Origin of the sequence: Paraburkholderia lacunae (genome assembly GCF_003353175.1) — a bacterium.
Taxonomy (GTDB): domain Bacteria; phylum Pseudomonadota; class Gammaproteobacteria; order Burkholderiales; family Burkholderiaceae; genus Paraburkholderia; species Paraburkholderia lacunae.
In genome coordinates this window covers 1-11,692 of sequence record NZ_QHKS01000029.1, presented here as the reverse complement: position 1 = coordinate 11,692, position 11,692 = coordinate 1, and the positions used below count along the sequence as shown (strand labels likewise).

The following is an 11,692-nucleotide window of genomic DNA, read 5'->3' as shown; positions in this document are numbered from 1 at the left end:
TGCGCAGTTGTGCTCAGATTTGCCCAGTTTTGCTCAGGTTTGTTTAGGCCAGCCTCGCCGCGATCGCCTGACCGACCTCGGTCGTGCTCGCCTTGCCGCCGAGGTCGCCGGTATGCGGGCCTTCGACCAGCGTTGCTTCGATCGCTGCCAGAATCGCGTCGTGCGCCTCGCGTTCCTTGCCCGCGTGATGGCCGAGGAAGTCGAGCATCATCGCCGCCGACCAGATCATCGCGATCGGGTTGGCGATGTTCTTGCCGGCGATATCCGGCGCCGAGCCGTGCACCGGTTCGAACAGCGAAGGAAACTTGCGATCGGGATTCAGGTTGCCCGAGGGCGCGAGGCCGATCGTGCCGGTGCAGGCCGGACCGAGGTCGGACAGGATGTCGCCGAACAGGTTGGTCGCCACCACCACGTCGAAGCGATCCGGGTTCAGCACGAAACGCGCGCAGAGAATGTCGATGTGCTGCTTGTCCCACGTCACGTCCGGGTACTGCGCCGCGATGCCGGCCGCGCACTTGTCCCACCACGGCATGCTGATGGCGATGCCGTTGCTCTTCGTCGCGACGGTGATCTTCTTGCGCTCGCGCCGCTGGGCAAGATCGAACGCGAACTTCAGCACGCGCTCGCTGCCGTGCCGCGTGAACACGGATTCCTGCAGCACGAACTCGCGCTCCGTGCCTTCGAACATCACGCCGCCCACCGACGAATATTCGCCTTCGGTGTTCTCGCGCACGATCCAGAAATCGATGTCGCCGGCCTTGCGCCCGGCGAGCGGCGAAGGCACGCCCGCAAAGAGACGGGCGGGGCGCAGGTTGATGTACTGATCGAACTCGCGCCGGAACTTGAGCAGCGAACCCCACAGCGAGACGTGGTCGGGCACTGTGTCGGGCCAGCCGACCGCGCCGAACAGAATCGCGTCGGCGGATTGCAACTGGGCTTTCCAGTCGTCCGGCATCATCTGGCCGTGCTTCGCGTAGTACTCGCAGCTCGCCCATTCGATGTGCTGGTACTCCATTTCGATGCCAAAGCGCTTGCCGACGATGTCCAGCACGCGGATGGCTTCCGGCATCACTTCGACACCGATGCCGTCGCCGGGGATGACGGCGATGCGATATTTCTTCGACATGTTCCTGCTCCTCCATGGGGCTTTATACGTTTCGACAGTGACTATTTTATTCCTGCTATTTGAGCTTAAAATGGTTGCTTTAGTTAAGCCACTGTGCACGATTCGTGTACAAACAAAAGAGCCTATGAATACCGTCCCAGCACCCGATCTTGGCGATTTGCGCGTGTTTTGCGAGGTGGCGCGCAAATCGAGTTTCAGCGCGGCGGCCGAGGCTTTGTCGGTGTCGGCGGCGTACGTCAGCAAGCGAATCAACGTGCTCGAGACTACACTCGGCACGAAACTGCTGCACCGTTCCACGCGGCGAGTCGCGATCACGGAGGCGGGCGAGCGGGTCTACACGTGGGCCGAAAAAATTCTCGACGACGTCGAGCAGCTCGTGGAAGACGTCTCCACCACCCGCCGCATTCCGGCCGGCAAGTTGCGCATCTCCAGCAGTTTCGGCTTTGGCCGCCGCTTCGTAGCGCCCGCGCTCGCCCGTTTCTCGGACCGCTTTCCACAGCTGAGCGTGCGGCTGGATCTGTTCGACCGCCTCGTCGACGTGGGCGGCGAGGGCTTCGACCTCGATATCCGGATCGGCGACGAAATCGCCGCGCATCTGATCGCGAAGCGGCTCGCGTCGAATCACCGGGTCTTGTGCGCGTCGCCCGATTACCTCGCGCGGCACGGCACGCCGCGGCAACTCGCCGACCTGTCTGCGCACGCGTGTCTGGCGATCAAGGAGCGCGATCATCCGTTCGGTCTCTGGCGTCTGTCCACGCGCGGCGAGACGGTATCGATCAAGGTCACCGGGCCGTTGTCCACCAATCACGGCGAAGTGGCCGTGCAATGGGCGCTGGCCGGCCGCGGGATTGTGCTGCGCTCGATGTGGGACGTGCGGCCGCTGCTCGAAAGCGGCCAGTTGCAGCAGATTCTTCCCGACGTGACCCAACCCGCGAACCTGTGGGCCGTGTATCCGGCGCGGCTCGCGCAATCGGCGAAGGTGAGGGTGTGCGTCGACTTTCTGAGCGAGGAATTCGCGCATTGGAGTCCGCCGTCCGGGACAACGGCGGCGGATTAGGCGGATTAGGCGGACTAGGCGGACTAGGCGGACTAGGCGGACTAGGCGGACCAGGCGGACCAGGCGGATCAGGCGGATCAGGCGGGCCAGGCAGCGAAAGGCTGCGCCATAGCGCTCGCAACTGAACCCGGTCAGATTTCCAGACGGTAACCTACGCCGTATACCGACGCGATCGGCTCGCTGTCCGGCCGCGCTCCCTGCAGCTTGCGACGCAGGTTCTTGATATGGCTGTCGATGGTGCGGTCGGTGACCACCCGGTGATCCGCGTAGAGATGACTCAGCAAATAGTCGCGAGAAAAGATGCGCCCGGGCGATTTCATCAGCAGCGCGAGGAGCCGCAATTCCAAAGGCGTGAGCTTGAGCTCCTTGCCGTCGAGTAAAGCATGATGAAACTGCTCGTCGACCTCGAGGCCGCGTGGCGCTTGTGTCGAACCGTCCATGGCCACGGCGGCAGGCGTCGCGCGGCGCAGGATCGCCTTGACGCGCGCAACCACTTCGCGTGGGCTGAATGGCTTGCAGACGTAATCGTCGGCGCCGATCTCGAGACCCAGCAGACGGTCGATTTCGTCGATGCGAGCGGTCAGGATAATGACGGGCAATGCCGAAAATTGCCGTAGCTCGCGGCAGATATCCATGCCGTTGCGCCCGGGCAGCATGAGATCGAGCAGCATCAGCGCCGGCGGCGTCGAGCGAATGAACGGCATCACGCTATGGCCGTCGTCGAGGGTCGTGGTGCTGAAGCCGTCGAGGTGCAGATAAGCTTCGAGTACGGCGGCGAGTTTGGGTTCATCCTCGACGATCAGGATGTGCGAAGCGCGCCCGTCGGTCATGATGTCAGCCTCCTTCAGGCGGAAAGCGGGCCGTGATCCAGACGCCGCCGAGAGGCGAGGCTTTGGCGTCGATCGTGCCGCCGTGCGCCGTCACAATAGCGCGGCACAGCGAGAGGCCCAGACCGGCGCCACCGCTCTGACGGCTGCGTGATTCGTCCACCCGATAGAACCGGTCGAACAGATTGTCGAGCGCGGCCTCGGGCACACCGGGCAGCGAGTCCTGCACGTCCAGTTGCCAACCGCCGGCGCTCTGCGAAAGCGACACGCGTACGTGGCCGTCCGGATCGGTGTAACGCAACGAATTTTGCAGCAGGTTTTTCAGCAATTGAACGAAACGTGCGGCGTCGACCGCGAACCTCGTGCTGGCGATTTCCGGCATGCAGTCAAGGTCGAGCGCAATTCGTTTTGCCTTGAACGACTCCCGCATGGCCTCGATCGAAGCCCGCGCCAGTTGCCCGACCTGGGTCGGCGTTTTGCGATAGCTGAGTGCGCCGACATCGCTCAGGGACAGCTCGTACAAATCCTCGATGAGCTTGTTGAGCATGTTCACTTCGGCTTGCAGTGAAGTGAGCGAATCGCGGTCGAATACATGCACGCCATCTTCTATGGCTTCCAGCTCGCCGCGCAGCACCGCGAGCGGCGTGCGCAGCTCATGTGAAATATCGGCAATGAAATCGCGCCGGGAGCGCTCGGCTTTGTGAAGCGAATCGGCCAATACGTTGAAGTCGCACGCAAGCCTGCCAAGCTCGTCGCGTCTGCCAGCCGGCACCCGTGTCGTGTAGTCTCCGCCGGCAAGGCGGTGGGTCGCGTTCATCAGGCGCTTGACCGGCGCGAGAACGATGCGCGCAAGGACCAGCGCGACTAGCGCCGCGAGCACCACAGCAACGCCTGCGATCTCCCAGGTCGAGCGCATCTGCTGCGCCTGGAAGGCGATGTCGGCCGCGTCCGAGAGGGAGTCGGGCCCGTTCGCGGCGAGCCAGCCCACTACCTTGCCGTTATAGACAACCGGTCGCATCGGACTGCCGGGCGGCGCAGGCTGGCCGCTGCTCGCCACGAGTTCGCGGCTGGCGTCGTAGAGTGTGGCGGGCGGACCATCGGGCGACGTGCCGCGGGGCGTGCCGTCATTCGACGGCGGCGACGAGGGCGACGGGGGAGGCCGTTCATAGCTGTTGTCGCCGCCCGCGACACCGCTCGCGGACACACGGTCACGCTCCATCATGATGCCCGGATTGGACGGCGGCGGACCCTGCGGCAGGCGCATGCCCCAGTGCGGTCCTTCGGACGGGCCCGAGAGCGGCCCGAGCAGTTGCTGAACGCTGCCGCTGCCGGGGAAAGTTCTCCAGGCCGGCAGCTTGCCCAACTGCGCTGCGGCGAGTTCTTCACGCAGGGCGTCGTGTGCGGCGCCATCCAGCAGCGCGAGCCATGCGTCGGGATGCTCGCGCAGGAAATTCCAGTTGCCGTGAGCGGCGTATTCCGCCGTGACCTTCGCCATGACGGCTTTGACGCGCCCTGAGTTGCGCTCCCGCACATAGTGCAGGAAGCCGTTTTCGAAGCTCACGCGCACGGCGTAGCCCATCGTTACGGAAATTGCCAGGCAAGCGACCAATACCGCGAGGAACATTTTCCAGGTAATGCCAAAGCGCACCTTCATTCGCTGTTGCCGCGCGTGAGAGAGCATGGACCTGAACGGGAGGCTCGGACGAGTGCGGATAGTTTCGCTTTGCATGGCCGAATTCTAGATGAAGGCCGTGTCGATCCGCAGTTTCCGGAGAATCTCCATAACTTCTCCTTCCTTTCTTCGTCGTGTCTGCGCGATGTCTGGATACGATGGCATGGCAGTTTTACGGTGGCCTGACAAAGAGGCCGTGTCCTGTGGTCAGTTCCGTCAGTGGAGCATTCCCATGCAAGTCCCCTCACCTGTGAACCGTGCCGTGTCGCGCGGTTTCCGGCCCGGCCGAAACACAGCCGCCGCTGCCAGAACGCGCGGCAAGGCTGACAGCGGTGTTAGCGCGCCACGGCTTACAGACGTGGTGAAGATACGCGGCTGCCGCGTTTCTGCGCCACTCATCCAACCATGGGGCGAATGCTGCAGGATCGTGGAGTGGATCGATCGCAACGGCGAGTACTCCTGTATTGCCGTGCGAGGCGCCGCTACCGCGGCGGAGATCAGGGAGCGCGTGCGTATGCACCGCAACGGCCAGCGTCACACCCTGACGGACGACCCCGGCACGCCTGCGGGCCGCGTGCGTCTGCGACGCGGCTGAACTGGTTTCATCTATGCGCATCCTCGTAGTCGTCCTGGCCGCCGCATCGATCTGTTGTCCTGTGATCCGCCATGGTTTGCGCCTCGACAGCATCGATGCTCTCACTCGTGACAATGGCAGCGCCTTCGAGAGCGTCGCGGACGATCTGAACGAGTGCATGTCGAGCGCCCACTATGCGTCGGGGTTCAGGCCGATCGTTGCGGCGGATTTCCACTACGGGTTCGGCGGCCTCCTGGCTGCGACCAGTGACCCGTATCTCGACTATTTCGATGTGATCGACGCCGCGATCACGTTGCCTTTGACACGGCTGGCGGTGGCGGAAGATCGAGAATAGCGCTGTGCGGCGGCATGCGCGCAAGCGTGTGCGATCCTGGTCGCACACGCTTCGTCCTGCCTCATGTGAGGCATGGCTACTCTGGCGACGGCACGAACATATAGCCGCGTCCGCGCAATGTCTGAATGAACCTCGGAGCGGACGGATCTGCCTCTATCACGCCGCGCAGGCGGCAGACCGCCACATCCAGACTGCCCTTCTGGCTTTCGGCCCTTCCTAGCTGGCTGTTGACCATCGAGCGCGTCAATACCCGCATCGGATTGCTTGCGAACAGCTTGAGCAAGGCAAACTCGCCCGATCGCAACGAGATTTCGCGACCGTTCCTGATCAGACGTCGTGTGGTGAAGTCGATTTGGTAACCGCCGAACGAAACCTTCTCGCGAATCTCCGGCGCATCGCAGAGCGTGCGGTTGCAGCGTTGCACGGCGCGCTTGATCCTGGCGGTCAGTTCGTGCGGATTGATCGGGTCGACGATATAGTCGTCCGCACCCAATTCGAAAGCGACGATTTTGTCGACGATTTCGTCGGAGGTGCTTTGCACGAATACGGGCATGTCGTAGCCTGCCAGGCGCAGCTCCCGAAGCGCCTCTCGCGCCTCGATCATCGGCGACTCGGCGCGCAGGAGAATCGCTGACGGACATTCCAGTTCCACCCGACTGACAAGCTGAGACGCGCTATACAGTACCGAGAGCGCGATCTGATTCTTCTGAAGGTGAAAGCGCAACTGATCCCGGGCTGACGGGTCCGGCTCGACGACAAGAAGGCTGATAGTCATAAATCCGCATTACCTCCCAACTGAAATCCACGGGTGCAGTCTGGGCGAGCGCCACGTTCAGCAATTCGCCACTTTGGAACGACATATCGAACTCAAAAGCGGACCGTACGCGGTCGCCATCGATGATGGGCGAATGATAGGTAGGAAAGCGGGAGCAACAATGGCGATATTGAGGAGACTTTGTGAATTCGGAGCAGGAGGGCGAAATGCGGAGCGTGGGACGGACCGGGAAACGATTCGGGTCGAGCGGGGGGCTTGAGTATGCCGCTGAGAACGCCGCTGAGAGGGTGGCTGAGAAGACCGCTGAGAACGCCGCTGAGAACGCCGCTGAGAACGCCGCTAAGAACGCCGCTAAGAACGCCGCTGAATGGCGCGCATGATGCCCGCAGTCCTCATGCAACGAGCGCGGGCTTTCAAGGTCAGGCTAAGTGCATTAATTGTGGTTCTGCGAGAACAGCGTTTCGAGCGGGTAGTGACTCTTCACGAACGGCGACTTGATGATCACGTAGCTGAAGTATTTTTCGATGCCGATATCGCGCTCCAGCAAACCTTCGATGATGCTCTGATAGTGACTCACGCTGCGCGTGACGAACTTCAGCAGATAGTCGTAGCCGCCGCTCGCCAGATGACACTCGACGATCTCGTCGACGTCGCGAATCGCGTTGACGAACTTGATGAAGTCTTCCCGCCGATGATCGGCAAGCGTGACTTCGGTAAACACGATTTGCACGTCGCCGAGCTTTTCGAGCCGGATCTGCGCACCGTAGCCGATGATGTAGCCGGCCTTCTCCAGGCGCTTGACCCGGATCAGGCAAGGGCTGGGCGAAAGGCCGACCGCGTCGGCAAGCTCGACGTTGGTTATGCGGCCTTTCTTCTGCAACTGTGAAAGTATGCGCAGGTCAATCCGGTCCAGCTTGCAGTCGCTGCTCATCGTAACGTTATCGCTCCGGCGATGGATGAATGGGTCGAAGGACCCTCTACTCTAGCACGCAGCGACATGGCTTTTGTCCCTGAGAGCGGCCCGGACATCGGCTTGCGCGAGTACGTCGTCGAGGGTTTTTTCGAGTCGCTCGAACATCAGATCGAACTCCGCCTCGGTGTACGACAGCGCCGGTGCAAAGCCGAGAATGTTGTCGCCAAACGCGCGGAAGATCAGGCGGTTTTCATACGCGGCGGCAGCGATCCGGTCGGACAGTTTCAACGCAGGATCGAAGCCCGTTTTGCTGTCCTTATCCGCAACCAGTTCGAGCGCGCCGAGCAGGCCGCGATGGCGCGAGTCGCCGACCAGCGGGTGCTCGAGCAGCGCATCCAGGCCGCGGGCGAAACGCGGGGCGCGCGCCACGCCGTTGGCAAGCAGGCCGCCCTCGTGATACAGGCGCATCACTTCGAGGCCGATCGCCGCGCTGACCGGATGCGCCGAGTACGTGTGGCCGTGACCGACGATCGCTTCGGCGTCGCCGTCGGCAATGCCCTGGTAGATTTCGTCAGACATCAAGACCGCGCCCATCGGCGCATAGCCGGCGGTCAGTCCTTTCGCCACGGTCATCAGATCCGGTTCGACGTTTTCGCCCTGGCACGCGAACAGCGGACCGGTGCGGCCGAAGCCCGTGATGACTTCGTCCGCGACGAACAGGATGCCGAGCTTGCGGCAGGCTTCGCGCATCGCTTTCAGCCAGCCGACCGGCGGCACGATCACGCCACCCGAGCCCTGAATCGGTTCGCAGAAGAAGGCCGCGACATTATCTGCGCCGAGCTCCGCCACCTTCGCTTCGAGGGCCGCGACCGAGGCGGCGATCAGCGCGGCGTCGTCGGCGAAATGATTGCGGTACGCGTACGGCGACGGCAGATGATGCTGGTTCGGCAGCGGCAGATCGAAGTTGCGATGGAACGCGGGCAACGCGGTGAGCCCCGCGCCCATCGACGATGAGCCGTGGTAGCCGCGCTGCAACGCGATGATGTGTTTCTTCGCCGGCCGCCCCGTCGCGTTGAAGTAATGCGTGATGAAACGGATGGCGGAGTCGACTGCATCCGAGCCGCCGAGCGTGAAGTACACGTGCTGCAACGAAGCGGGCGATGCCTCGACCAGCTTTTCCGCCAGTTCGATGGCCGGCGCCGAGCCGAAATGAAAATAGCCGGTCGCGTAGGGCAGTTTCTTCATCTGCTCGGTGGCGGCCTCGACGATGCTCTGCTGGCCATAACCCACGTTGACGCACCACAGGCCGGAGAACGCGTCGAGCAGCTCGTTGCCGGCCGCGTCGCGCAGGAACGCGCCGCTGGCGGAGTCGAGAACGGTGACGCCGCGAGCCTCGTGCGCGCGGTAGTTGATGACTGGGTGAATCAGATGCTTGCGGTCGGCTTCGATGAGCGAATGAATCGGCATGGTGGTTTCTCGTCGCGGGAAGGAGCTGTTGACCGTTCCATACTACTGATCTGCGACGAGTGCCCGCTCACCTAAACAATTGCCGGAAAAGCGCGCGCCACGCGTTTTGCTGCACGTGCTCAGCATTTTCTGCTGCGAACGCTGAAAAGCGGAGGCGGCCCGGCCATGCCGCGCCCGAGGTTCCCTCAATGTCTGTTCAATATCCCTGGGTCCGGTCGATCTGACCGAGCATCGGCAGGCCGGCGCGATGCCGGCGCAGATTCTCCAGCACCACGTCGACGGCCGTGTCGGGGCGCGTGGCGCTGGCGATATGCGGCGTGATCCGCACGCGCGGATGGGTCCACAGCGGATGGCGGGCGGGCAAGGGCTCGGGGTCCGTGACGTCGAGAATCGCGTTCTGCAAGTGGCCGCTGTCCAGCGCCGCCAGCAGATCCTGCTGATTCAGATGCGGACCGCGTCCGGTCTGGATCAGCGACGCGCCGCGCGGCAGCTTCGCGAACAGCTTTGCGTCGAGCAGGCCGCGGGTGGCGGGCGTCAGCGGCAGCAGGCAGATCAGGATATCGGTACGGGCGAGAAACCCGGCGAGCGCGTCGTCGCCCGCATGGCAATCGACCCCTTCGATCTCGCGCGGCGAGCGGCTCCAGCCCGCACAGGCGAAGCCGAACAGGCGCAGCCGTTGCAGCACCGCGGTGCCGAGCACGCCCAATCCCAGCACGCCGATCCGGCGCTCGCCGGCCGGCTTCACCGGCTGTTCCCGCCAGACCTGCTGCTGTTGCTGAAGACCGTAGTCGACCAGATCGCGATGAATCGTCAGCACGGCCTGCGTGACGTATTCCACCATGCCTTCGACAATCCCCGGCTCGATCATCCGCACGACCGGGACATGGGCCGGCACGCCCGACAGATCGAACTGATCGATGCCGGCCCCGACCGAAAACACGACTTCGAGATTCGGGAAGATGCGCGTGGGGTCGTCGGGCGGCAGCCAGGCGGCGAGGTAGCGGATCGCGGCCGGGTCGCCGAAATCCGGCCAGAGGTGGAACGGCAAATCGGGGGCTTTTTGCGCGAACAGCTTGGCCCATTGCGCGCCGCGCGCCGGGTCGGCTTTATAGAGGAAGGCCATGGTGAATCAGCAGATCGCCTGATTGATGATGCCGAACTGCAGACAAGACGCGTCCTCGCCGGCTGCCTTGGTGGCGTAGGCCGCATTGGCTGCATGGGTTGTTGAATTAGCCGCGCCGCCCGGCGCGGCATGGCGGACCATTTTCACGACCGTATCCACGCGCGGCAGCCCCAGCTGTTCCAGCCATTCAGTCAGACCGCTCTCGCCCGGCGTATCGATCCGCACGAACACGCCTTCGTTGAGCGCGAGCCAGTGGCTGATCAGCGCCTTGGCGCGGCTCGAGTCCGCCGACCCGGGTGCGACCACCGGTCCGATTGCAAAACCCCGCCCGAAGCGGCGAAACAGCGCGAAGCCGACCAGCTCGCCGTCGCGGTCGAGCGCGATGCCGTCGGCGCAGCTCAACAGCGCGGGCAACACTTCGCCGCGATCGAGGCCGCTCGCCTGCGACGCCAGTTCCACGAGCCGCGCCGTGTCGCTCGAACCGAGCGGGCGCAGACGCTCGCCCGGCGGCAGAGAAACGAGGGGCGGCTGGAACGCCGCGCCCTGATGCTGGTCGAGCGTGCCGACCGCGCGAAAGCCCAGCTTCTCGTACAGCGGTTGACCGGCGGGGGTCGCGTGCAGGAACGTGACCCGGCCGCCGAGTTCCTTCAGCACCAGCTCCATCAGCTTTTTGCCGATGCCGCGCCCTTGCTGCGCGGGCGACACGATCACCATGCCGAGCGAGGCCCGGTCCGCGCCGAACTTCCAGCACAGCGCCGTGCCGATCACGCCGCTCGCGTCTTCCGCGACGAAACCGATGCCGAGTTGCGCGACGAATCTCCAGTCGTCCGCGCGATGCGGCCATTTCAGCTCGACTGTCAGCGCGTGCGCGGCGGCGATATCGTCGTTGGTGAAGCGTCTGTAGGTAATCGGTTCGGACACGCCGTACTCCCTGTTGATCGGAGTTAGTGCAAAGCTGTCGGCGGGAGTTAGCGCAAAGTGCTTACTCCGGACCCATGCAAAGCACTTACTCCGGTCCCATGCAAGTTAGTTGCTGAATGGCTGAAGACTTACGCCGTCACTTTGTCATCCGGCGCGCAGCGTGACTAGGACGATCTTTTTATCACGGCCGTTCGCCGGCCCCGCAGCGAAGTTCGACGCAAAACGCCTGGTCCGGACGTCCATAACAAGCGTGATCTGCTGAACGGCGATTTTTGTCGGCGACATATGCCGCGCGCGTGGCCCTACGATTTCGTCATGCCGGCGGTGCCGTTCAGGCGCACTGCCCGAGGCGATCGGCAAGCCACTCAGGAAACCTTTCTCATGGACAGTTTCAATCCGGACGACGTCGCGGTTCGCAGCGGGCACTTCATCGGCGGCCAGTATGTCGATGAAGATGTCGACACGGGCGTGAACGGCGGCGAGCGCCGTATCGAGGTGGCGCGCCCCTCGGACGGTGTGATCTACGCTTCGGTGCCGCTCGCCGGCGCGGCGATGGTGGATCGCGCAGTGGAGAATGCGTGGCAGGCGTTCCGCAAGAGCGGCTGGGCGCGGATGGCGCCGCGCGAGCGGGCGAAGATCCTGCGCCGTTTCGCCGATCTGGTCGAAGCCGATGCGCTGACGCTGGGCCGTCTGGAAGCGCTCGGCTCGACCCGCCCGATCGCCCAGGCGATCGGTTGGGACGTGCCGTTCACCGCCGAAGGCATCCGCTTCTACGCGGAGTTCGCCGACAAGCTGGGTGGCGACGTGGCCGCGACCGATCACGACCACCTCGGCATGACGATCGCCGAACCGTACGGCGTGATCGGCGCGATCGCACCGTGG

The 11,692-nt window shown here is 63.7% G+C and carries 13 protein-coding genes; 5 read left to right on the top strand and 8 right to left on the bottom strand.

The window, feature by feature from the left end:
* Window positions 1–43: 43 nt before the first annotated feature.
* Complete coding sequence (locus DLM46_RS31510) at window positions 44–1,126, bottom strand: tartrate dehydrogenase (protein ID WP_115107365.1); 1,083 nt, start codon at window positions 1,124–1,126, stop codon at window positions 44–46.
* Window positions 1,127–1,250: 124 nt separating this feature from the next.
* Here DLM46_RS31510 and DLM46_RS31505 point away from each other — a divergent pair, with 124 nt between their 5' ends.
* Window positions 1,251–2,183, top strand: a complete 933-nt coding sequence (locus DLM46_RS31505; RefSeq protein ID WP_115107363.1) for a LysR substrate-binding domain-containing protein — start codon at window positions 1,251–1,253, stop codon at window positions 2,181–2,183.
* Window positions 2,184–2,314: 131 nt separating this feature from the next.
* Here DLM46_RS31505 and DLM46_RS31495 read toward each other — a convergent pair whose 3' ends face one another.
* Both DLM46_RS31495 and DLM46_RS31490 read right to left on the bottom strand, forming a co-directional pair.
* Entirely contained in the window at window positions 2,315–3,013 is a 699-nt protein-coding gene (locus DLM46_RS31495) for a response regulator (RefSeq protein WP_115107361.1), read from the bottom strand.
* 4 nt (window positions 3,014–3,017) lie between these two features.
* The gene (locus DLM46_RS31490; protein ID WP_115107359.1) at window positions 3,018–4,664 is read right to left on the bottom strand and encodes an ATP-binding protein; all 1,647 of its coding nucleotides are present in this window, start codon (window positions 4,662–4,664) and stop codon (window positions 3,018–3,020) included.
* A gap of 88 nt (window positions 4,665–4,752) precedes the next feature.
* Between DLM46_RS31490 and DLM46_RS41360 the strand changes: the two genes are divergently transcribed.
* Both DLM46_RS41360 and DLM46_RS31480 read left to right on the top strand, forming a co-directional pair.
* On the top strand, window positions 4,753–5,277 hold the full coding sequence (locus DLM46_RS41360) for a DUF2866 domain-containing protein (RefSeq protein ID WP_425274034.1): 525 nt from the start codon (window positions 4,753–4,755) through the stop codon (window positions 5,275–5,277).
* 13 nt (window positions 5,278–5,290) lie between these two features.
* Window positions 5,291–5,611 carry a hypothetical protein gene (locus tag DLM46_RS31480; RefSeq protein ID WP_115107354.1) on the top strand — a complete coding sequence of 107 codons (321 nt, stop codon included), beginning with the start codon at window positions 5,291–5,293 and terminating at the stop codon, window positions 5,609–5,611.
* A gap of 76 nt (window positions 5,612–5,687) precedes the next feature.
* Here the strand turns inward: DLM46_RS31480 and DLM46_RS31475 are convergent, their stop codons facing one another.
* Window positions 5,688–6,386: a winged helix-turn-helix domain-containing protein gene (locus DLM46_RS31475; protein ID WP_115107352.1), complete on the bottom strand. Its 699-nt coding sequence runs from the start codon at window positions 6,384–6,386 to the stop codon at window positions 5,688–5,690.
* Between the two features lie 182 nt (window positions 6,387–6,568).
* Between DLM46_RS31475 and DLM46_RS39675 the strand changes: the two genes are divergently transcribed.
* The gene (locus DLM46_RS39675; protein ID WP_165848089.1) at window positions 6,569–6,766 is read left to right on the top strand and encodes a hypothetical protein; all 198 of its coding nucleotides are present in this window, start codon (window positions 6,569–6,571) and stop codon (window positions 6,764–6,766) included.
* Window positions 6,767–6,819: 53 nt separating this feature from the next.
* Here DLM46_RS39675 and DLM46_RS31465 read toward each other — a convergent pair whose 3' ends face one another.
* The 4 genes from DLM46_RS31465 to DLM46_RS31450 all read right to left on the bottom strand — a co-directional run bounded on the left by DLM46_RS31465 (window position 6,820) and on the right by DLM46_RS31450 (window position 10,810).
* On the bottom strand, window positions 6,820–7,317 hold the full coding sequence (locus tag DLM46_RS31465; RefSeq protein ID WP_115107346.1) for an Lrp/AsnC family transcriptional regulator: 498 nt from the start codon (window positions 7,315–7,317) through the stop codon (window positions 6,820–6,822).
* Between the two features lie 51 nt (window positions 7,318–7,368).
* Complete coding sequence (locus DLM46_RS31460) at window positions 7,369–8,766, bottom strand: aspartate aminotransferase family protein (RefSeq protein WP_115107344.1); 1,398 nt, start codon at window positions 8,764–8,766, stop codon at window positions 7,369–7,371.
* 196 nt (window positions 8,767–8,962) lie between these two features.
* Entirely contained in the window at window positions 8,963–9,889 is a 927-nt protein-coding gene (locus DLM46_RS31455; RefSeq protein WP_115107341.1) for a 2-hydroxyacid dehydrogenase, read from the bottom strand.
* 6 nt (window positions 9,890–9,895) lie between these two features.
* A complete protein-coding gene (locus tag DLM46_RS31450) occupies window positions 9,896–10,810 on the bottom strand; it encodes a GNAT family N-acetyltransferase (RefSeq protein WP_115107339.1) in 915 nt (304 codons plus the stop codon).
* Window positions 10,811–11,191: 381 nt separating this feature from the next.
* Between DLM46_RS31450 and DLM46_RS31445 the strand changes: the two genes are divergently transcribed.
* On the top strand, window positions 11,192–11,692 hold a 501-nt coding region (locus tag DLM46_RS31445), incomplete at its 3' end, for an aldehyde dehydrogenase family protein (RefSeq protein ID WP_115107513.1).

Coding starts and splice junctions, on each gene's coding strand:
- DLM46_RS31490 (WP_115107359.1), bottom strand. CDS start 4,664: ATGAAGGTGCGCTTTGGCATTACCTGGAAAATGTTCCTCGCGGTATTG.
- DLM46_RS31495 (WP_115107361.1), bottom strand. CDS start 3,013: ATGACCGACGGGCGCGCTTCGCACATCCTGATCGTCGAGGATGAACCC.
- DLM46_RS31455 (WP_115107341.1), bottom strand. CDS start 9,889: ATGGCCTTCCTCTATAAAGCCGACCCGGCGCGCGGCGCGCAATGGGCC.
- DLM46_RS41360 (WP_425274034.1), top strand. CDS start 4,753: ATGAAGGCCGTGTCGATCCGCAGTTTCCGGAGAATCTCCATAACTTCT.
- DLM46_RS31465 (WP_115107346.1), bottom strand. CDS start 7,317: ATGAGCAGCGACTGCAAGCTGGACCGGATTGACCTGCGCATACTTTCA.
- DLM46_RS31480 (WP_115107354.1), top strand. CDS start 5,291: ATGCGCATCCTCGTAGTCGTCCTGGCCGCCGCATCGATCTGTTGTCCT.
- DLM46_RS31510 (WP_115107365.1), bottom strand. CDS start 1,126: ATGTCGAAGAAATATCGCATCGCCGTCATCCCCGGCGACGGCATCGGT.
- DLM46_RS31460 (WP_115107344.1), bottom strand. CDS start 8,766: ATGCCGATTCATTCGCTCATCGAAGCCGACCGCAAGCATCTGATTCAC.
- DLM46_RS31475 (WP_115107352.1), bottom strand. CDS start 6,386: ATGACTATCAGCCTTCTTGTCGTCGAGCCGGACCCGTCAGCCCGGGAT.
- DLM46_RS31505 (WP_115107363.1), top strand. CDS start 1,251: ATGAATACCGTCCCAGCACCCGATCTTGGCGATTTGCGCGTGTTTTGC.